17 protein-coding genes and 1 pseudogene are annotated in these 19,725 nt (G+C 61.2%); 8 read left to right on the plus strand and 10 right to left on the minus strand.

Translation table 11 applies throughout. The annotated features are described in order from the left end of the window. Positions 1-32 precede the first annotated feature (32 nt). The 4 genes from ACX3YF_RS04150 to ACX3YF_RS04165 are packed head-to-tail and all read right to left on the minus strand — an operon-like array spanning position 33 to position 2,326. On the minus strand, positions 33-590 hold the full coding sequence (locus ACX3YF_RS04150; RefSeq protein WP_130206436.1) for a DUF4136 domain-containing protein: 558 nt from the start codon (positions 588-590) through the stop codon (positions 33-35). Positions 591-644: 54 nt separating this feature from the next. Further along, the gene (locus tag ACX3YF_RS04155) at positions 645-1,262 is read right to left on the minus strand and encodes a DUF4136 domain-containing protein (protein ID WP_103403254.1); all 618 of its coding nucleotides are present in this window, start codon (positions 1,260-1,262) and stop codon (positions 645-647) included. Between the two features lie 12 nt (positions 1,263-1,274). Beyond that, positions 1,275-2,024 (minus strand): methyltransferase domain-containing protein, encoded by a 750-nt coding sequence (locus ACX3YF_RS04160; RefSeq protein WP_130206434.1) that lies wholly within the window; start codon positions 2,022-2,024, stop codon positions 1,275-1,277. Further along, positions 2,024-2,326, minus strand: a complete 303-nt coding sequence (locus tag ACX3YF_RS04165; RefSeq protein ID WP_458943734.1) for a MazG-like family protein — start codon at positions 2,324-2,326, stop codon at positions 2,024-2,026. The genes ACX3YF_RS04160 and ACX3YF_RS04165 overlap by 1 nt, the downstream gene beginning before the upstream one ends. Positions 2,327-2,519: 193 nt before the next feature. Here ACX3YF_RS04165 and ACX3YF_RS04170 point away from each other — a divergent pair, with 193 nt between their 5' ends. Together ACX3YF_RS04170 and ACX3YF_RS04175 are read left to right on the plus strand one after the other, a co-directional pair. Next, positions 2,520-2,813 carry a hypothetical protein gene (locus tag ACX3YF_RS04170; RefSeq protein ID WP_103403256.1) on the plus strand — a complete coding sequence of 98 codons (294 nt, stop codon included), beginning with the start codon at positions 2,520-2,522 and terminating at the stop codon, positions 2,811-2,813. A 73-nt stretch (positions 2,814-2,886) separates the two neighbouring features. Next, the gene (locus tag ACX3YF_RS04175) at positions 2,887-4,236 is read left to right on the plus strand and encodes an MATE family efflux transporter (protein WP_130206430.1); all 1,350 of its coding nucleotides are present in this window, start codon (positions 2,887-2,889) and stop codon (positions 4,234-4,236) included. Here ACX3YF_RS04175 and ACX3YF_RS04180 read toward each other — a convergent pair. The 6 genes and pseudogenes from ACX3YF_RS04180 to ACX3YF_RS04205 form a co-directional block, all read right to left on the minus strand. Next, positions 4,227-5,024 (minus strand): annotated as a pseudogene (locus tag ACX3YF_RS04180) (DUF4123 domain-containing protein). The gene ACX3YF_RS04175 and the pseudogene ACX3YF_RS04180 overlap by 10 nt on opposite strands. Then, a complete protein-coding gene (locus tag ACX3YF_RS04185; protein WP_458973448.1) occupies positions 5,021-6,343 on the minus strand; it encodes a type VI secretion system Vgr family protein in 1,323 nt (440 codons plus the stop codon). Before ACX3YF_RS04185 ends, ACX3YF_RS04180 begins: the two are co-directional and overlap by 4 nt. A 232-nt stretch (positions 6,344-6,575) precedes the next feature. Then, positions 6,576-8,489: an arginine decarboxylase gene (gene speA, locus ACX3YF_RS04190; RefSeq protein WP_047536999.1), complete on the minus strand. Its 1,914-nt coding sequence runs from the start codon at positions 8,487-8,489 to the stop codon at positions 6,576-6,578. Between the two features lie 218 nt (positions 8,490-8,707). After that, positions 8,708-9,079, minus strand: a complete 372-nt coding sequence (locus ACX3YF_RS04195) for a translation initiation factor Sui1 (protein WP_047536996.1) — start codon at positions 9,077-9,079, stop codon at positions 8,708-8,710. A gap of 279 nt (positions 9,080-9,358) precedes the next feature. Continuing rightward, positions 9,359-9,916 (minus strand): NUDIX hydrolase, encoded by a 558-nt coding sequence (locus ACX3YF_RS04200; protein ID WP_130206424.1) that lies wholly within the window; start codon positions 9,914-9,916, stop codon positions 9,359-9,361. 3 nt (positions 9,917-9,919) lie between these two features. Continuing rightward, a complete protein-coding gene (locus ACX3YF_RS04205; RefSeq protein ID WP_130206422.1) occupies positions 9,920-10,987 on the minus strand; it encodes a DUF2333 family protein in 1,068 nt (355 codons plus the stop codon). Between the two features lie 517 nt (positions 10,988-11,504). On the opposite strand from ACX3YF_RS04205, the gene gcbA reads away from it, so the two are divergent. The 6 genes from gcbA to accC all read left to right on the plus strand — a co-directional run bounded on the left by gcbA (position 11,505) and on the right by accC (position 19,563). Continuing rightward, positions 11,505-13,175, plus strand: coding sequence for a diguanylate cyclase GcbA (gene gcbA / locus ACX3YF_RS04210; RefSeq protein ID WP_130206420.1), 1,671 nt, complete (start codon positions 11,505-11,507; stop codon positions 13,173-13,175). A 50-nt stretch (positions 13,176-13,225) separates the two neighbouring features. Beyond that, entirely contained in the window at positions 13,226-15,172 is a 1,947-nt protein-coding gene (locus ACX3YF_RS04215; protein ID WP_130206418.1) for a methyl-accepting chemotaxis protein, read from the plus strand. Between the two features lie 174 nt (positions 15,173-15,346). Then, on the plus strand, positions 15,347-17,089 hold the full coding sequence (locus ACX3YF_RS04220; RefSeq protein WP_458973449.1) for a protein-disulfide reductase DsbD: 1,743 nt from the start codon (positions 15,347-15,349) through the stop codon (positions 17,087-17,089). A 132-nt stretch (positions 17,090-17,221) separates the two neighbouring features. Continuing rightward, positions 17,222-17,674 (plus strand): type II 3-dehydroquinate dehydratase, encoded by a 453-nt coding sequence (gene aroQ, locus ACX3YF_RS04225; protein ID WP_090328693.1) that lies wholly within the window; start codon positions 17,222-17,224, stop codon positions 17,672-17,674. A 48-nt stretch (positions 17,675-17,722) separates the two neighbouring features. Next, a complete protein-coding gene (gene accB, locus ACX3YF_RS04230; RefSeq protein ID WP_095964766.1) occupies positions 17,723-18,187 on the plus strand; it encodes an acetyl-CoA carboxylase biotin carboxyl carrier protein in 465 nt (154 codons plus the stop codon). A gap of 17 nt (positions 18,188-18,204) precedes the next feature. Next, the gene (gene accC / locus ACX3YF_RS04235) at positions 18,205-19,563 is read left to right on the plus strand and encodes an acetyl-CoA carboxylase biotin carboxylase subunit (RefSeq protein ID WP_130206412.1); all 1,359 of its coding nucleotides are present in this window, start codon (positions 18,205-18,207) and stop codon (positions 19,561-19,563) included. The last annotated feature ends 162 nt before the right edge of the window (positions 19,564-19,725 follow it).

Raw genomic sequence — 19,725 nt, forward strand, 5'->3', positions numbered from 1 at the left:
CAATGCACCACTCAAGGCCGGCTGTGTTGTATTTATCTTGGCGGATAGTTGGACAGTATTCGGGTGACCGTTTCGCGTATCGCGTCGCTGCGGTCCGAAGGGTTCGGTGTGCGGCTGAGTATCTGCTCGTCACTGCCGCGCCACACCAGTTTGCCGTCCTTGCCATCGAACAGATCGATCTGGAGGGTGGCGACCTTGTAGGGGACCACGCGGGTTTCGTTGTACATCGGCGCGCCCCAATAGCCGTTCCAGGGGTTGCCCCAACCGCCGCCATAGTTGGTGGTGATCTGCTGCTGGCGTTCCTCGACAATCAGGTAGGTCTGCACGTTCAAATCGCCCTTGGCGCCGGCGGCAGCCGGGCGCAGGCCACGCTGATCCAATTGATCGGTGACCGACTGGCGCACGCGCTGTTCGGTCAGGTCACTCTTGATCCGCGGGTCATCGGGGCGATATTGCAGGGCAGGTTCTTTCCAGCTCCAGCTGCGATAGGCGGAGAAGTCGCGGCTGGCGTCGTAGTCATGATTGACCTGGTTGGCGGCGCAGGCACTGAGCAGCGCGGCCACTGCCAGTAAAACGAAACGGCGGAACATGATGATTCTCCGGTAGAAGGCATGAACCTGCGAAACGCTCCATAACGACAGAAGCTAACTCGGAGGATACGCCGACATTGCCTTTTCCACAGCCTCCCGAATCGCATCGGCCTGTTCCATCTGCGTGCCCTTGCGCAGGGTTTCGGCGCTGGAACTCCAGACCGGCTGACCGCTTTGTGCGTCGAACATATCCACCTGCACCACCACGACCTGTTCCTGATAAGTGCGGACGATCGGCACCGTGTTGTACATGCCAACGCCGTTGCCATAACCACCGTGACCGCCGTAGTAGCCGCCGCCGTAATAGCCATAGTCGTCCTGGACCTGGCGCAGGCGGGTTTCCAGGCGCAGGTTGGCGCTGACAAACAGGTCCGCCGGGCGATTGTCATGCAGCGGGCGCAAACCGCGCTGATCGAGGGCATTGCTGACCGCTTCGGCGACCTGCGCCGAGTCGGCCCATGCGCTGCCCGGCGGCAGTTGCCCATTGAGCCAGGCCCAACTGCGGTAGCGACCGTAATCACGTGGCGCAGCCGGGTAAGCGCTGCGATCGAAGGTGTTGGCGGCCTGAGGCGGCGCCGGGGGCAATGGGTTGGAGGTTGCCACATACGGGTTGCTGCCCTGACAAGCCGCCAACCCCAGACACAGAACTAACAACCCTGAACGACTGCTCATTTCATACTCCGATCAGACCGGCCGACAAATCCAGTGCAAATAACGCCCAAGCCCGGCAAAGCTTGGGTGACGACGATGGGCCAATTCCATTTCCAGCAAGTCCACCAGCTCGGCGCGGGCCTGGAATTCCACCGGCATGTAATCGTGAAAAACCCGAACGCCACTCTGGGTTTCGACTTGCCACAGACCTTCAAGTTGCGCCGCCAACTCCCGTGGATCAAGGGGCTGTTGCGGGGTCAGGCTTTGCTTCTCGCCGGCCATGTCGTTCTTGCGCATCTTGCGGAAATGGCCCTTGAGCAAGTTGCGGTAGATCAGCGCATCACGGTTATAAAAGGCCAGGGATAGCCAGCCGTCTGCCCTGGTCAGTTGATGCAGCACCGGCAGGATCGCGTGGGGTTCGGCCAGCCATTCCAGCACCGCATGACAAAGCACCAGATCGTAAGGTTCATTGAGTTGGCCGAGCAGATCCTGCCAGGGCGCCTGAATGAACGTTGCCGCTTGCCCGGCCTCGGCGAAGCGCTGGCGGGCGCCTTCGAGCATGGGCTCGGCGGGCTCGGCCAGCGTCACCTGATGGCCGCGTTGTGCCAGCCACAGCGACATGTGGCCAAGGCCGGCACCGATGTCCAGTACGCGCAGCGGGCGATCCGGCAAGGTTTCGGCCAGATCCGCCTGCAGCACTGCAAGCCGGATCGCACCTTTGGCGCCGCCGTAGATTTTTTCGGCGAAGCGGGTCGCCAACTGGTCGAAATGACGGTCGCTCATCAGCTGAATCTCCGTTCGCTGTCCGCCAGTTTGCTGCGCACCACTTCATTCATGTCCAGACCCAACTCGCTGCACAACAGCAATAGATAGAGGACGATATCGCCAACTTCCTGCCCGGCGTGGGCCAGTTGGTCCGCCGGCAACTGGCGCGACTGGTCTTCGGTCAACCACTGGAAAATTTCCACCAGCTCGGACATTTCGACGCTCGCGGCCATGGCCAGGTTTTTCGGGCTGTGAAATGGCCGCCAGTCATTGCGGTCACGGATGGCGTGCAGGCGTTCGGTCAGTTCAACAAGGTTCATCGGGTTCTCCTGAAGGCGTATAGCTTCGGGGGGATGGCGGATGAAGGCAAGCGGCAGAGGTGAGTCGTGGTCACGGGGTCGTTCCCACAGCCGCAAGACAACCCTCTATGCTTGTGGGGAACTCGGCGCCGCAATCGACAGCCCAAGGCTCAAGTCCGGCAACCCCGCCTTTCATTATCAGGACGCTCATTCCATGCAGGTAGAAGGTTTTTTCGAATGGCTCGGCCAGGCCCTCGGTTCCGTCATCCGTTTCATCGTTGATGGCCTCAGCGGCCTGTTCCAGATGATGAGCCGCGCCAGCAGCAATTTTGTCGAAGGCTTGTCCCGCGCCCTGGGCATGGACACGTCGATCATCAGCATCGCCACGCTGATCCTGGGATTGGTGGTGTTGTGGTCGGCGATCCGCGCCTTCATGAACGCCTCGTTCATCATGGGGATCATCTGGTTGATGCTGGGGCTCTGGTTGTTGAGCTGGGTGGTTCACTAACACCCTCGCTCCTACAATGGATCGCGGCAATCCAAAATGTGTCGCTACAATGCCCGCTCCTCAAGGAGCCTGCATGTCCAACCTGATTGCCGACTGGCGCGACCGCCCGACCCATCGCCGGGTCTGGGCGCTGGCTGCGCCGATGATCCTCTCGAACATTTCCGTCCCCCTGGTGGCGCTGGTCGACAGCACCGTCATCGGCCACCTGCCTCACGCCCATCAGCTCGGTGCCGTGGCGGTCGGGGCCAGCCTGTACACCTTTCTCGCCTGGGCCATGGGATTTCTGCGCATGGGCTCCACCGGATTCGCGGCCCAGGCGGCCGGGCGTGGCGATGGCGCGGCTCTGCGACAGATTTTATTGCAAGGGTTGCTGTTGGCCATGGGACTGGCCGTGGTGTTGGGTGCGCTGGGCGTGCCGTTGAGTGGCGTCGCCCTGCATTTCATGCAGCCGTCGGCGGAACTGGACCAAATGACCCGCGAGTTTTTCCACACGCGGCTGTTCGGCCTGCCAGCGGCGCTGGCCAGTTATGCACTGGTCGGCTGGTTCCTCGGCACGCAGAACGCCCGCGCACCGTTGGTGATTCTGCTGAGCACCAACCTGGTCAACATTGCGCTGAATCTCTGGTTTGTCCTCGGCCTGGAATGGGGCGTGGTCGGTGCCGCCCGCGCATCAGTCATCGCCGAGTGGACCGGCGCCCTGATCGGCCTGCTGATGACCCGCCAGGCCCTGCGCGCCTATCCTGGCCACATCGCCTGGGCCGCACTGGCGCTGTGGCAGAGCTGGCGGCCTCTGCTGGCGGTCAATCGCGACATCTTCATCCGCAGCCTGGCCCTGCAATCGGTGTTTTTTCTGATCACGGTGCAAGGTGCACGACTGGGGGATGCTACCGTCGCCGCCAACGCCCTGTTGCTCAACGGCCTGCTGCTGACCGCCCATGCACTGGATGGTCTGGCCCACGCCGTCGAAGCCCTTTGCGGCCATGCCATCGGGGCTCGTGACCGCGAGGCCCTGCGCCGCTCATTGGTGGTGGCCTGCGGCTGGTCGCTGCTGGCGAGTCTCGGTTTTGCCGCGTTGTTCCTGTTTGCCGGGCATCTGTTCATCGAGATGCAGACCGATATTCAAAGCGTGCGCGACACCGCGTTCATCTATCTGCCCTATCTCGCGGCGCTGCCGTTGATCGCGGTCTGGAGCTACCTGCTCGACGGGCTGTTCATCGGCGCGACCCGCGCCCGGGAAATGCGCAACGGCATGCTGCTGACAGTGGCGTTGCTGGTCCCGTTCGGTTGGGCGTTGCGAGGTTTCGGCAACCATGGCCTGTGGATAACCTTCCTGCTGTTCATGGTGTTGCGCAGCCTGACCCTGGGCGCGATTGCCTGGCGTCTGCGGCGCAACGATGGCTGGTTCGTGCAGATTCAGGGTTGAGGGTTCTGCCAACGGTTGCGCAGGAAATCGAGGCGCTCTTTCTGAGTGGCGCCCGGCAACGGCAGGTCGGGCACAGCCTCCGGGTGCTGCAAGCGTAGCCATAACCAGCCATCGAGCACCGTTCGCTCGCTGAATCCCAATGTCAGCCCTTCCTGGAGATGGGATCACAGCGTGCGGTAATCGGTGCCGGTGGATTTGAACCATTGCCAGGTGTGGTGCTCCAGCAGGCAGGTTTGCAGCCTTGCCTTCTGATGGGGACTGAGTGCTTCTTCGATCGCCAGCGGGCTGACGGCAAGCCCCGGATTGAGCAGCCGTTGCCAGCCCTGGCTGCCGTTGGCCCGGTCCGCCCAGGTGCCACCGAACCAGCGCAACTGGCTGATCGGCCCCAGCCAGCGACTCAGCTCCCCGGCGTCGCAGGCATCGAAGAAGTAACTGGCGGTGCAAGGGTTGTAGTAACTCAGCAAGGCGCGGTGATGCGCGCCGAAACCGACCGTGAGCATGCGCCGCAAGTGCGCCAGCAAGGCCGATGCCGATGTCTCGCTGATCAACAGCAGGCCACGCCAGTACCGCGCATCGCGCTGGCATGCGCGGGCCAGAATCGGGCAGCTCCGCAGATCGATCAGGGCCGGGCCTTGCTCACGCAGCGCATGCCACTCCGTGCCTTCGAACAGCCAGAACCACCGCGCATGCGCAAACCGGTGCGGCAGGGCGGCCCCCGCTTGTGGCGCACCCGGTGTATCCAGCAAAAACCAGAGCGGGGTCGATTCGGGCATCTCGACGGCGATCATGCCGCACCACTCTGGCCAAGCCGCAACGCCGCCCGACAGGTACAAAAAGCCTGTTCACAATGATTGAAACTGCCGCCCCCCGGAAGCAGGCACAGCAACAACAAGGGCTCTCCAGAGCACAGCCAGCCCTGAATACCTTCGGGCGGATCGTCGTCGATGGAGAACGAACCGGGTGTCTCGACCGCTTCGGGCATCTGCGTCGGGTGAAGAACGCCGATAATCAGTGGTTGATCCGGATCGCCTTCGATGAAACTCACCACCACTTCCGTGCCTTCACTCAAGCGAGCGACGTTTGCCGCTTCCAGCTCCGGTGATATCGGCAGCCAACAGTGACTGGGGGCGGCCCCCTCGCCTTGATAAAGCCAGTCAAATTGCACCGCCACGGGCCTGGACGGATCGGGCCGGGGCTCATCGACCTCAACAATCCAGGCCCGTTGCAGGCTGTGCATGACCGGTTTGCGTGCAGAATGAGGCGACTCGAACGACGCCTCCCAACGCATCGCCCGCACCTGGTTGCTGTAGGGAGCGTCCAGGTCCTGACTGCCCTGATGCTCGACATGGGTCAGCAACCACGATCGATTCCACTCGGCCACCGGATGTTCGGCGAGCGGCATCATCTGCCCGCTGCGCAGTGTCGGCAGGTCCGTGTGACATTGCGCACGCTGCACCTCACTCTGCGCGCATTGTCGAACCTCGAAACGACGCACCGCCGGTTGTTCGCCATCGCGGTTGAACAGCGCCCTTTCGCCACGAGAAAAACACCCCTGACCATCGGAAAACACCACGCAGTGTCCTCGCGGCCGATGTTCGAAGTGGTAGTGCAGCCGTTCCTGGGCACACAGGCGCTGGACGAATTGCAGATCCGATTCCCGGTACTGCGTACAGAAATCACGAGGCGGGTAATCAGCGTCCAGTTCGAAGCGCCGGTTCGGACCGACGATGCCGTGCTCCTTGAGCACCTGATCGAGGATTTGCGGCACCGAGCGGGCGCTGAAGATGCGTTGGCTGAAACGCTGGGAAAGGCAAGCCAACCGTGGGCCGAGGCGAACATGGCAGAGCCTGGCCAGCGGCCCATGGTCGCGCTGGACCAGTTCATGCAGCTGTCCGTGCACACGGTTTCCCGCTGGCCCGAAGTGCAGAGAGGCCGAACGGTACATCAGGCTGGAGAGGTCAAGGCTCAGGTCATCGATCAGCAACTCCAGGTCAAAGACGAATGGCTCGCTGATGGATTCTCTACCGGTAAAGGCCAGGACCTCGAAGGTGTCGGACAGACCAGCTACGTCCAGACGAAATGCGGGTTCGTTGACTGGATCGAACATCGGCGATTCTCTACAGGAGGGGCGGCCGGGGATTCTCGCCGAGAGACATGGCCGAGTAGAGAGGCGAAGTACAACTTAGGAAATGACCTACGCGAAAAGAGGACTAAATGGCCTGGATGGCCGAGGACGTAGGTCGTTTCGCTTAGAGAAAGAGAGGTGTCGCACCAGGTCATCTGAAATTTCCGCAGCGTACGGTAAATTTTCAGACAACCTGATGAGAGCGGGGCTTACCTCAAGAAGACAGGTAAGACGAACGGGTCAGGCCCAGACGCAGGGCATCGAGGAACTGGGTGCGCTCGCTGGCACTGATGCGGGCACTGGCGCACTTGTCGCGGTAGTGGGTCATCAGTTCTTCTGGCGACAGGTGCACGTAACGCAGCATGTCTTCGATGGTGTCGTGGGTTTCGATACCCGCGTGATACACACTGCCGTCGGCGTTCTGATAGATGTTCACCGAGTCGGTGTCACCGAACAGGTTGTGCATGTCGCCGAGAATTTCCTGATAGGCGCCAACCAGGAAGATGCCCAGCAGGTAGTCTTCACCGTCCTTCAGCGCGTGCACCGGCAGACTGGTTTCGATGCTCTGTTCGTCGACGTACTGCTTGATCTTTCCGTCCGAGTCACAGGTCAGGTCCTGCAGCACGGCGCGACGCAGCGGCTCCTCGTCGAGGCGGTGCAGCGGCAGGATCGGCAAAACCTGGCCGATGGCCCAGGTGTCCGGCAGGCTCTGGAATACCGAGAAGTTGCAGATGTACTTGTCGGCCAGCTTGTCATTGAGTTCGTCGAGCACCTGGCGGTGGGAGCGCTGGCGCGCCTTCAACGAGTTGTGCAGGCGACGGCACACGGCGAAGTAGCATTGCTCGGCCAGGGCTTTTTCCGCCAGGGTCAGCTTGCCGTCGGCATATTGGGAGGCCACATCGCTCATGTAGTGCGTGGCGCGCCAGTAGGTTTCGGTGACCATTTCGATATCGGTCGGGCCGAGCAGGTCCACCAGCCACTGCACGGTTTCCGGCAGCGCTTCCTTGTTCTCGATCTGCGGCACGTCGTCGTTGTGTTTCTCGACGTCGGTGACCTGCACCACCAGCATGGCGTGGTGCGCCGTCAGGGAACGGCCGCTCTCGGAGAAAATGTTCGGGTGCGGCAGGCTCTGCGCGTCGCAGAACTCCTTGAGCATGCCGACCACGACACCCGCGTAATCGTCCATGTCGTAGTTGATCGAGCTGGCGTTACGCGAGTGCGTACCGTCGTAGTCGACGCCCAGGCCACCGCCGACGTCGATGTGATCCACCGGCAGGCCGAGGTTGCGCAGTTCGCCGTAGTAGCGAATCGCTTCCTTGAAACCGTGCTGGTAGTCCGCCAGGTTGGCGATCTGCGACCCCATATGGAAGTGCAGCAGGCGAATGCCTTGATCCAGGCCGGCAGCACGAAAACGCTCCACCACCGACAGCAACTGCGCCGCCGACAGACCAAACTTGGATTTTTCGCCACCGGTGTCCGCCCACTTGCTCGACGCCAGGGAGGACAGACGCACGCGCAGACCGACCTGGGGCTTGACCTTGAGCGACGCCGCTTCTTCGATCACCAGGCCGACTTCGGACTCTTTCTCGATCACGATGAACACGTTGTGGCCGAGCTTCTGGCCCATCAGCGCCAGACGGATGAACTCACGGTCCTTGTAGCCGTTGCAGACGATGGTGCCGCCCTTCGGCGCCAGTGCCAGTACCGCCAGCAGTTCAGGCTTGGAGCCGGCTTCCAGGCCGATGGAGACGTTCTGGGTAGCGATGATGTTTTCGATCACCGCTTCCTGCTGGTTGACCTTGATCGGGTACAACGCGGTGTATTTGCTTTGGTATTCCAGGCGTTCGATGTTGGCGTCGAACGCACCGGTCAACTGACGCACGCGGTCTTGCAGAATGTCCGGGAAACGGACCAGCAGCGGCAAGGACAAGCCGCTTTTACGCAACTGGTCGACTTGCTCGAACAGGTCGATCGGCGCGCTGCTCGGGCCGTTCGGACGAACTTCGACGCGACCGGCGTCGTTGATCGCGAAATACCCGGCCCCCCAATGGCGAATCCCGTAAACACTGCGGCTGTCCGCAACTGTCCATTGGCTGCCATCGTCTTTGCGTGTGCGTCGTACGGACATCGAAGTCCCCTATAAAGAAGTCATAGTGCGTCGCCTGGATTCAGGCCGGCGCAGTCTAAAGAATGAAAATGACGGTTCGTCAACGAGGGGTAGACCCCGTCGACGGCAGTGAGTTTAGAAACCGGTCATGAACAGGCTCTGTGAAAACCATGATGACGACGCCAGACCTGACGTTCATCAGGACCGGGTCAAGCCACGGGTGGTTTTCACAGAGGCTGCTAGCCGCCGGATTTCTTCGCTTTGAAACCGTGCCTGGTCAACTCGGCCAAGAGTAGCTCGACATGGTCGCCCTGGATTTCAATGATCCCGTCTTTCAACGCCCCACCGGTGCCGCAACGTTTTTTCAACGTCGTGGCCAGCTCCTTGAGCGCGTCTTCAGCCAGCGGCACGCCGGTGATGGTCGTCACCGTCTTGCCGCCACGGCCCTTGCTTTCGCGACGCACGCGAGCGATGCCGTCGCCGGCCGGAATAACGGTCTGTTTGCAGATACAGGCGTCCACCGGTTTACTGCAATCCGGGCAATGACGACCTGCGTCGGTGGAAAATACCAGGCCACCGAGGGCGGCGAAGGATGCGGCTTTTTTGGCCACCGGCAATCCTCTTGGGAGGACAAAGACTGGTCGCAGCACTTGGGAAAGGCTATCGACCGCGAAACCCCACTCAGGCAGGGGCAGCGCTAGTGAAACAGTACATCACTGCAGGAGCTGGCTTGTCGGGTCGCCGCATCGCAGCGATGGACATCAACGATAACGCGCGGCACTCGGCAGCACGCGTCGTCCTTGCGTTTTTCGCGAGCAGGCTCGCTCCTACAAAAGGTCGCGCAGTGTAACGGCAAAAACGCCGATTGCTAAGAGCCAATCGGCGCCAATTTACAGCTCTTTTGCGACGTCGCCGCCGCGGGCCCTGAGATAGCGTTTCAGCGCGGCCAATGAGTCCGGGCAATAAGGCTTTTCGTCGATTTCCCGAAGCACTTCGTCGATTGGCAGAAAACGCGCTTCAAGCACCTCCTCCGGTTGCAGGACCAACGGACCATCCCACACCGCCGAAAACGCTGAACACCAGAGCCGGTTGCCGGTGTCTTCGAAGAAAAAATGGTCATGGGCGGTCAATTCCACACCGCTCACGCCAAGCTCTTCTTCCAGCTCGCGGGCCGCCGACTCGGCATAGGTTTCGTCGGCCAGCACCATGCCGCCCGCCGCCACGTCCCAATATCCGGGATAAATCGCTTTGCTCAGGGTTCGACGGTGCACGCAAAGCTCACCGACGGAATTGAACAGCATGATGTAGGTGCCCCGTCCGATCAGCCCGCGCTCGCGCAGATCGGCACGCACCAGGGCTCCGAGCGGGTTGTCCTGCTCGTCGACCCAGGCGATCTGTTCAGCATCCGAAGCGGCCCGGTGGGCAGCCTCTTTGGCACTATCGACCATGACTCAGCCCTGATTCAGCAGTTGACGCAAATCGATCACCGCCGCATTGGCGCGGGAGATGTAGTTGGCCATGACCAACGAGTGGTTGGCCAGCACGCCGAAGCCGCTGCCATTGAGGATCATCGGGCTCCATACCGGTTCCTGCGAAGCTTCCAGTTCACGGATGATCTGGCGCACGCTGACCGTGGCGTTCTTCTTCGCCAGCACATCGGCGAAATCGACCTCGATAGCGCGCAGCAAGTGCGACAGGGCCCAGGCCTGACCGCGTGCCTCATAGAACACGTTGTCGATCTGCATCCACGGGGTTTCGACGATTTCTTCGTCAACCTGCGGCGCCACACCCGGTGCCACGACTTCGGTTTTCAACGCCGTGTTGAGCTTGACTCGGCCGACACTGGCCGACAGGCGTTGCGACAGCGACCCCAGGCGAGTCCCGACGTCACCCAGCCAGTTGTTCAGGTTGTCGGCACGGGCATAGAACAGGGCCGTCTTCTGGTTCGGATCCGACAGGCGCGCCTGATAGCGACTCAGGGAATTGATGCCTTCCTGATACTCGGACTCACTGGACGGCAACACCCAGCTTTTATTGTCGAAGTTGAAACGCGGCTCGGCCTTGGCCAGATCGGCGTCTTCAGTGGACTGCGATTGCGAACGGGCGAAGTCCTTGCGCATCGCACGACTCAGATCACGCACCTGGACCAGCACGCCATATTCCCAGCTCGGCATGTTGTCCATCCACAGGCCCGGCGGGAAACGGTCGTTGGAAATGTAGCCGCCTGGCTTGCTCAGCAATGTACCGGCCACAGTCTTGAGGGTTTCGACCGTGGTATAGCCGACCACCATCTGCTTGCCTTCTTTCTCGGCCGCCATTTGGGCATTTTGCTGCACCGGAAACAGCGATGGCTCCTGGCTCCAGTACCAGCCCAGAATGCTCGTGACCACCAGGTAGATCACGAGCAGTGTGAGCAGCGCCCGACTGAACAACAGGCCGCCCAGATAACTGCGGGTAGCCGACTTCGGTTCAGCGGCACGTTCAGGCGCGCTACCGGCGCGGTTCTTCCAGTCCAGCATGGCGATATCCTTTCAATCACTTGGGTTCATCGGTTCGACCACAACCATACAACAACGTGCCTTGGCCCGGCACCCGCCGTTGGGTTGATGCTGAAAATTAGTCGCCTCGTTCGCAAAAAAACCCGGGGTTGCCGGCTGCTGACTGTCAGTGCCGGTATTGATCGGTTGTTTTTTGCGACGACGGCTCAGGGTCTGACAGAAAGCCTATAGGGGATTCCCCTACCCCCAAAAAAACGAAAATCGTCGCCAATCCATCCCGTCAAAACGCCGCGAACCGTTGCCGGGCAAGGCTGGAAAACCACCAGAATCGGCACCCTGCCAAACCAGAAAAACCCTGAAAGCCCCCGATCTAAAAGGCCCTCCAAAGAACAACCATTCAATTAAAGACCGCTCAGTCACAAACTGAATGAAGGCGCTTTACAGATTATTGACTTACAACACTCATGCAATCGAAAAGAGGTGCTAGCATAGAGCCACCAGTCGACCCTCAGCGTGCACCCTAACTAGTAGTCAGGATATGACCGAGCCAGAAGACCCCAGCCGCGAGCGCCTCAAGCATCACTTTGCCCAGCGGGTAATTCATCAAGCACGTCAGATTCTTGAGATATGGCAGCGCCTGCAGCGCAGCGAGTGGTCGACCAATGATCTGTCGGAACTGAGCGAGGCCAATCTGCGCCTGCTGCGCTTCGCCGAACGTTTCGAGCAACCGGAACACACGCAACTGGCACGCCATATCAGCCAGTCGCTGGAAGCTGTCGACGCCAATCGCGGACGACTGAGCAGCGGCCTGATCACCGACCTCAATCGCTTGATGCAGCGCCTGTCGCGCACCGGCCTGCGTCATGGCGACCAGCTCGACCAAACCTTCCTGCCGCCCCTGCGCAAGCCGATCTACGTGATGCTGCAGGACCATGACCGTGGCGAACGCCTGGCCAAACAGCTTGAGTTCTTTGGCCTCAGCGCCCAGTCCCTGGACAGCGTGGCGGCGTTTCGTTCCTCGATGGTCGAGCGCCTGCCGGCGGCGATTGTCATGGACGTGGATTTCAGCGGCCCCGGCATCGGCCTGCAACTGGCCGCCGAAGCCCAGGCAGGCCTCGATCAACGTTTACCGTTGTTATTCTTCAGCCTGCACGAAACCGACACCCCGACCCGCCTGGCCGCCGTGCGGGCCGGTGGTCAGGAGTTTCTCACCGGCACCCTCGAAGCCTCGAGCCTGCTGGAGAAAATCGAAGTCCTGACCTGCGTCGCCCAGTACGAACCTTATAAAGTGCTGATCATCGACGACTCCCGCGCCCAGGCACTGCACACCGAACGCCTCCTTAATAGCGCAGGGATCGTCACCCGGACCTTGATCGAGCCGATCCAGGCCATGGCCGAGCTGGCTGACTTTCAACCGGACCTGATCATCCTCGACATGTACATGCCGGCGTGCACCGGTACGGAACTGGCCAAGGTCATTCGCCACAACGACCGTTACGTCAGCGTGCCGATCATTTACCTGTCGGCCGAAGATGATCTGGACAAGCAACTCGACGCCATGAGCGAAGGCGGCGACGACTTCCTGACCAAGCCGATCAAGCCTCGGCACCTGATCACCACCGTGCGCAACCGCGCGGCACGGGCACGCAACCTCAAGGCACGGATGGTCCGCGACAGCCTCACCGGGTTGTACAACCACACCCACATTCTGCAATTGCTCGAAGACTGCTCGTTCCGCGCCCGTCGCGAGAACAAGCCGCTGAGCTTTGCGATGCTCGACATCGACCACTTCAAACGGGTCAATGACAGCCACGGCCACCCCATGGGCGACCGCGTGATCAAGAGCCTGGCCCTGTTCCTCAAGCAACGATTGCGCAAGACCGACTTTATCGGCCGTTACGGCGGCGAAGAGTTCGCCATCGTCATGCCCGACACTGACCTTGAAGCGGCCTACCGGGTCCTCGATGAAATACGTCAGCGGTTTGCCGAAATTCATTACCCCGCTCAACCCCACGATCTTTGGTGCACCTTCAGTGCCGGGGTGGTCGAGTTGTGCGAACACTCGGACAGCCTGTTGATGGCCAGCCAGGCGGACGAGGCGCTCTATCGGGCCAAAGACGCCGGGCGCAATCGCGTACAGGCGGCCAGGACGTCAAAGCAAAGTGCCACTTTTTCATCGCAAATCACTCCATCCGTCATAACCCTGTAACAGAAACGCAATAAATTCAGGCGCTTACCACTCTGCCGTTGGTAGACACGATGCGCCTGAAGCTGCTGACCAATCTCAATACCCTTCTTTTAGTCGCCGTCTGCGTCGCCCTTGGCGCGACACTCTGGTGGTCGCAAAAGGCCCTCGAACGCCCCTATCTGTTGATGGAGCGATACCTCGGCCTGTCCCAGCGGTTTCAAAATGAAGTCGCGCGCAACGTCGAAGACTATCTCGCCAGCGGCGATGCCCTGCGCTTGAGCAGCGCCAGCCAGGCCATCGACGGCCTGCAAAAAGAGCTCGGCGAATTGCCGCCGGCCCTGGCCGAAACCTTGCGCCCCAGCCTGTCGACCCTGGACGAATTCAGCAAAACCGACCTGCTGGCCGCCGGCAAACTCGCGGGAGACCCGCAAGCCCTGTTGCTGCAAGCCGAACGGGAACTCGGCGCCAGCCTTGACCAACTCAGCCAGTACGCCAGCGGCAACGCGGCGTACCTGACACCATTGCTCGCCGCCGCCCAGCACCTGGGCAAACTTTCCCTGGCCCGGGACAAACTGGTCAGCAGCGGCCGCAGCGAACTGGCTGCCGATGTCGAGCGCGAAGTCGCCAACATCCGTGCCCAGGCTGAGCAGCTGGATACCCTGCCACTGCTGGGCGTGGCCGTCAGCGCTGAATCGAATACGGATGATTTCGCCGCCATGATGGGGCTGGAAAACACTGAAAAAGCCGTTGCGGAAGATGCCGGCGTCGGCCTCAAGCGAGAACTGAACAGCCTCCTCACCCGCTACCCGGCGGAACTGGCGCGTACCCGCGAGCAGATCCAGAAACGCGCCGACCTCAGTGCCGCGACCCACCTGAAAATCACCGCCGTGCAGCAAGTGATCGCCGGTCTTGAGCCCGTGGTACGCGCCCAACACGGACAGATCCAGAGCGAAGTGCGATTGATGCAAGGCGTGATGATCGGCCTGATTTTGCTGATCGCCCTGCTCATCGACACCCTGCAACGCAAGCTGGCCCGAACCCTGACCAACCTCGCTCCGGCCCTGTCCACCTGGGCCGAAGGCGATTTCAGTCGCGACATTCAATTGGGCAAAACCAACCGCGAACTGCAAGACATCGAAGCCTCGCTCAATCGCCTGCGCGCCTATCTGGTGGACCTGGTGGGCACCATTCGCCTCAACGCCGAGCAGGTCGCCGGCAGCAGCCGAACCCTGGCAGATTTGAGCAACGACCTGCACAGCGGCGCCGAACATCAGGCCGGTGACACGGCCATGATCCGTGATTCGCTCAGCGAACTGGAAGCGACCATTCAACAAGTGGCCGGCGATGCCAGTCAGGCTGCCGATGCCAGCCGCCACGCGGGCCAGGCCGTCGCGCACGGGCAGCAAGTCATCGGCCTGAGCCTCACCGGCCTGCATGCGCTGGTGGGTGAAGTGCAAGGCAATGCGCAGATGATCGAACACCTGGCCGAGGAATCGGCCACCATCGGCGGTGTGTTGACGGTGATCCGCTCGATTGCCGACCAGACCAACCTGTTGGCCCTGAACGCGGCCATCGAAGCCGCACGCGCCGGGGAAATGGGGCGCGGTTTTGCCGTGGTGGCGGAAGAAGTGCGCTCCCTGGCACAACGCACCGCCGGCGCCACGGGAGAAATCCAGACCCTGATCGCCGGCCTGCAAACGGCCGCGCGGCAATCGGTCGAAGGCATGCGCGCCCAGGTCGAACACGCCGAAGCCACCGCCAATCAGGCCCAGGCGGCCGACGGTGCACTGGATAAAATCGTCGGAGCGATCCAGACCATTTCCGAGACAGCCGTGCGCATTGCCGATGTCACCGCCCAGCAGAGTGGCGCTGTCAGCGAGATCCGCGATCACAGCGAGCGGATTCACCAACTGGGTGGGGATAACTTGCTGCGCATTGGCGAAGGGCGAGAGCAAGGGGAAAACCTGCTGGTGTTGGGCGGGCAACTGCATACGGCCGTTCAGGCGTTCCGCGTCTGACAGATTGCCATCGCGAGCTGGCTCGCTCCCACATTTGATTTGTGTACGCCGCAGATCCCCCTGTGGGAGCGAGCCTGCTCGCGATAGCGTCAGTTCACTCACTCCCCATCCTTGGCCCTGCATACCCGTCCGCCGTCCGCTATCATGCCCCCAATTCCGATACGCGAGATTGTCATGCGCCGTTTGCTCTGCCTGCTGCTTTTAGTGCTCGCCCTGCCGGCCACCGCCACCGGGCTGCTGGAGAGTCGGCCCAGTTCGACGCTGGGCTCGATCAACAACAGCGCCGATTTCCTGCCGGTGCGCGAAGCCTTCCAACTGAGTCTGGTGGAAAGCACGCCGCAATCGATCAAGCTGCGCTTCGTCGCCACCGAAGGTTATTACCTCTACCGTCACCGCTTTCAGTTCCGCGCCGATCCAGCCGATGTCGTCCTCGGCACGGCAAGACTGCCGGACGGGCAAAAGAAGCATGACGAGTACTTTGGCGACGTCGAGGTCTACCACGGCATTCTCGACGTGGAACTGCCGCGCACCGATCAACGCGCCTTTACCCTGGCCGTGACCTATCAGGGCTGTGCGGACAAAGGCCTGTGCTATCCACCCGAGACCGAACGCCTGAGCATCAACGGCGACGGCGCAACGCCAGCCCGTGACTGGGGCTGGCGCGAACTGGCGCTGTTCTTTCTCGCCGGACTGGGCCTGACCTTTACTCCCTGCGTACTGCCCATGCTGCCGATTCTTTCCGGCGTGGTGTTGCGCGGTCAGGTCGGTGGCTGGCGCGGGTTCAATCTGTCGTTGGCCTATGTACTGCCGATGGCCATCTGCTTCGCCCTGCTCGGTGCCTTGATGGGATTGTTCGGCGCGCAGCTCAACTTGCAGGCACGCCTGCAATCAGCCTGGGTGCTGGTGCCGTTCGCGATGTTTTTTGCCGTGTTCGCCCTGGCGATGTTCGGCGTGTTCGAACTCAAGTTGCCACACGCGATCAGCAGCCGACTCGATCGCATCGCCGGACGCACCGAAGGCGGTTCATTGTGGGGCGCCGCCGTGCTGGGCGTGGTCTCGAGCCTGCTGGTTTCACCTTGCGTCTCGGCACCTCTGGCCGGCGCGCTGCTATACATCAGTGCCAGCGGCGATGCCTTGGGCGGCGGCCTGAAACTGTTCATGCTCGGCCTCGGCATGGGTGCACCGCTGTTGCTGGTGGCCACAGGCGGTGCCGCCTGGCTGCCGAAGAGCGGACCATGGCTGGTCTACGTGAAAAACGCGATTGGCGTATTGCTGCTGGGGCTGGCGATCGGTCTGCTCAGCCGCGTCATGCCGGGGCAGATCACCTTGCTGTTGATCGGTTTGCTGGCCGGTGGCGTCGGCCTGTTCATGGGCGCGCTGGAGTTCGTCTACAAACCCCCTCGAAAACGCCTGGGTCAATTGCTCGGGTTGTTTCTGCTGTTTTATGCGCTGGCCTGCTGGTATGGCGCGTTCAGCGGACAGACCGATCCGTTCAACCCGATCGGTCAGATGCGCACGGTTGCCGGCAACCCGCCAGCACCCAACAGCAATGCATGGCAGACCGTCAGCACCCCGGCCGACCTCGACCGCGCACTGGCCGAAGCCCGCGCATCGGGCACTCCGCTGCTGCTCGACTGGTACGCCGACTGGTGCATCAGTTGCAAAGTCATCGAACACGAAGTGCTCAACGACTCCACGGTTGTGGAACGGCTCAAGGACTACCGGCTGATTCGCTTCGACATCACCGCCAGCAATGCCGAGCAACGCGCCCTGCTCGACCGCTACAAACTGTTCGGACCTCCGGCACTGATGTTTTTCGGCAAGGACGGCGTCGAACGTGCGGAAGTACGGGTGATCGGCGAGATCAATGCACGGGACTTCGCCGAACGTGTCGCCAGGGCGAATGACCGGATTTAATCAAGCGGTCATATATTTCGCGCAAACATCGGTCATCGTGCTGCCTATTGCAGAGAACTGGACAGTCACAAAGGCTTTGCGGCATAGTCGCCGGGTTCTGACAACTGCACACGGATAACAAAGGAACAGCCGATGGCGACCCTACTGGTTCTGCACGGACCCAACCTGAACTTGCTTGGCACCCGTGAACCGGGCACCTACGGCGCCACGACGCTGGCGCAGATCAACCAGGACCTGGAGCGCCGGGCCCGTGAAGCCGGCCACCATTTGCTGCACCTGCAAAGCAATGCCGAGTACGAATTGATCGACCGCATCCACGCCGCTCGCACTGAAGGTGTGGACTTCATTTTGATCAACCCAGCAGCTTTTACGCATACAAGTGTCGCATTACGTGACGCGTTGCTGGCGGTGAGCATCCCATTCATCGAAGTGCATTTGTCTAACGTGCACAAACGCGAACCTTTCCGCCATCACTCTTACTTCTCCGACGTAGCGGTGGGAGTGATCTGCGGCCTTGGCGCCAGCGGTTATCGACTGGCCCTGGAGGCCGCCCTAGAGCAGCTTGAAAAACAGGCAACAGCTTGAACAACAAGCGTTAAACGCCCCTGACCGACCCTTGGGAGTTGATGATTCATGGATATCCGTAAAGTTAAGAAACTGATCGAATTGCTGGAAGAGTCCGGCATCGACGAGCTCGAGATCAAGGAAGGCGAAGAGTCCGTACGCATCAGCCGTCATAGCAAGACCCCGGCTCAGCAGTACTACGCACCGGCTCCAATGCATGCCCCGGCTGCCGCGCCTGTCGCTGCCGCTGCTCCGGCTGCCGCTGCAGCCCCTGCTGCTGCGGCCGCACCAGCGCTGAACGGCACCGTTGCCCGTTCGCCGATGGTCGGCACGTTCTATCGCAAGTCTTCGCCAACCTCGCCGTCCTTCGTTGAAGTCGGCCAGACCGTGAAGAAAGGCGACACCCTGTGCATCGTTGAAGCCATGAAGATGATGAACCACATCGAAGCTGAAACCAGCGGTGTGATCGAATCCATCCTCGTCGAAGACGGCCAGCCGGTTGAGTACGACCAACCGCTGTTCACCATCGTTTGAACCGCGGAGAGCCTTTGATGACTGCGAAGTTGGAAAAAGTTCTGATCGCCAACCGCGGTGAGATCGCACTGCGGATTCTGCGCGCCTGCAAAGAGATGGGCATCAAGACCGTCGCCGTTTATTCCAAGGCTGACAAGGAACTGATGCACCTGGGCCTGGCAGACGAATCCGTCTGCATCGGTCCGGCATCGGCCGCCCAATCCTACCTGCACATCCCGGCGATCATCGCCGCGGCCGAAGTGACCGGCGCCACCGCCATTCACCCGGGCTACGGTTTCCTCGCGGAAAACGCCGACTTCGCCGAACAGGTCGAGAAATCCGGCTTCGCCTTCATCGGTCCGAAAGCTGAAACCATCCGCCTGATGGGCGACAAGGTTTCGGCCAAGCACGCCATGATCGCCGCCGGTGTGCCGACCGTTCCGGGTTCCGACGGCCCGCTGCCGGAGGACGAAGAAACCGCCCTGCGCATCGGCCGTGAAGTCGGTTACCCGGTGATCATCAAAGCCGCTGGCGGCGGTGGTGGTCGCGGCATGCGCGTTGTGCACAAGGAAGAAGACCTGATTTCCTCGGCGAAACTGACCCGTTCCGAAGCGGGCGCAGCGTTCGGCAACCCGATGGTCTATCTGGAAAAATTCCTGACCAACCCGCGCCACGTGGAAGTCCAGGTACTTTCCGACGGCCAGGGCAACGCCATCCATCTGGGCGACCGCGACTGCTCGCTGCAACGCCGTCACCAGAAAGTTCTCGAAGAAGCGCCGGCACCGGGCATCGACGAGAAGGCTCGCCAGGAAGTCTTCGCCCGCTGCGTCAAGGCGTGCATCGACATCGGTTACCGCGGCGCAGGCACTTTCGAGTTCCTGTACGAGAACGGTCGCTTCTACTTCATCGAGATGAACACTCGTGTCCAGGTAGAGCACCCGGTATCGGAAATGGTCACCGGCATCGACATCGTCAAGGAGATGCTGAGCATCGCCGCCGGCAACAAGCTGTCGTTCACCCAGGATGACGTGGTCATCCGCGGTCACGCGCTGGAATGCCGGATCAACGCCGAAGACCCGAAAACCTTCATGCCGAGCCCTGGCACGGTCAAGCATTTCCACGCCCCGGGCGGCAACGGCGTTCGCGTCGATTCGCACCTGTACAGTGGTTATGCCGTTCCGCCGAACTACGATTCGTTGATCGGCAAGCTGATCACCTACGGCGCAACCCGTGACGAAGCCATGGCACGCATGCGCAATGCCCTGGACGAGATCGTGGTCGACGGGATCAAGACCAACATCCCGCTGCACCGCGACCTGACCCGCGATGAAGGCTTCTGCAAAGGGGGCGTGAACATTCACTACCTCGAGCACAAGCTGGCGGGTGAGAAGCACTAAGCTTCGACCTCATCAACAAGGCCGCCTTCGGGCGGCCTTGTTGTTTCCGGATACTTCATTTAACGAATCACCAGCGCCCCTGTGGGAGCGGGCTTGCCCGCGATAGCGGTGTATCCGTCTACGATTGATATCGGATGTGCCGGCCTCATCGCGAGCAAGCTC

The organism is Pseudomonas fluorescens group sp. PF-69 (assembly GCF_054481235.1).

Excerpts from the sequence above, each read along its gene's own strand:
- ACX3YF_RS04150 (WP_130206436.1), bottom strand. The coding sequence starts at position 590 with ATGTTCCGCCGTTTCGTTTTACTGGCAGTGGCCGCGCTGCTCAGTGCC.
- ACX3YF_RS04155 (WP_103403254.1), bottom strand. The coding sequence starts at position 1,262 with ATGAGCAGTCGTTCAGGGTTGTTAGTTCTGTGTCTGGGGTTGGCGGCT.
- ACX3YF_RS04160 (WP_130206434.1), bottom strand. The coding sequence starts at position 2,024 with ATGAGCGACCGTCATTTCGACCAGTTGGCGACCCGCTTCGCCGAAAAA.
- ACX3YF_RS04165 (WP_458943734.1), bottom strand. The coding sequence starts at position 2,326 with ATGAACCTTGTTGAACTGACCGAACGCCTGCACGCCATCCGTGACCGC.
- ACX3YF_RS04170 (WP_103403256.1), top strand. The coding sequence starts at position 2,520 with ATGCAGGTAGAAGGTTTTTTCGAATGGCTCGGCCAGGCCCTCGGTTCC.
- ACX3YF_RS04175 (WP_130206430.1), top strand. The coding sequence starts at position 2,887 with ATGTCCAACCTGATTGCCGACTGGCGCGACCGCCCGACCCATCGCCGG.
- ACX3YF_RS04185 (WP_458973448.1), bottom strand. The coding sequence starts at position 6,343 with ATGTTCGATCCAGTCAACGAACCCGCATTTCGTCTGGACGTAGCTGGT.
- speA (WP_047536999.1), bottom strand. The coding sequence starts at position 8,489 with ATGTCCGTACGACGCACACGCAAAGACGATGGCAGCCAATGGACAGTT.
- ACX3YF_RS04200 (WP_130206424.1), bottom strand. The coding sequence starts at position 9,916 with ATGGTCGATAGTGCCAAAGAGGCTGCCCACCGGGCCGCTTCGGATGCT.
- ACX3YF_RS04205 (WP_130206422.1), bottom strand. The coding sequence starts at position 10,987 with ATGCTGGACTGGAAGAACCGCGCCGGTAGCGCGCCTGAACGTGCCGCT.
- gcbA (WP_130206420.1), top strand. The coding sequence starts at position 11,505 with ATGACCGAGCCAGAAGACCCCAGCCGCGAGCGCCTCAAGCATCACTTT.
- ACX3YF_RS04215 (WP_130206418.1), top strand. The coding sequence starts at position 13,226 with ATGCGCCTGAAGCTGCTGACCAATCTCAATACCCTTCTTTTAGTCGCC.
- ACX3YF_RS04220 (WP_458973449.1), top strand. The coding sequence starts at position 15,347 with ATGCGCCGTTTGCTCTGCCTGCTGCTTTTAGTGCTCGCCCTGCCGGCC.
- aroQ (WP_090328693.1), top strand. The coding sequence starts at position 17,222 with ATGGCGACCCTACTGGTTCTGCACGGACCCAACCTGAACTTGCTTGGC.
- accB (WP_095964766.1), top strand. The coding sequence starts at position 17,723 with ATGGATATCCGTAAAGTTAAGAAACTGATCGAATTGCTGGAAGAGTCC.
- accC (WP_130206412.1), top strand. The coding sequence starts at position 18,205 with ATGACTGCGAAGTTGGAAAAAGTTCTGATCGCCAACCGCGGTGAGATC.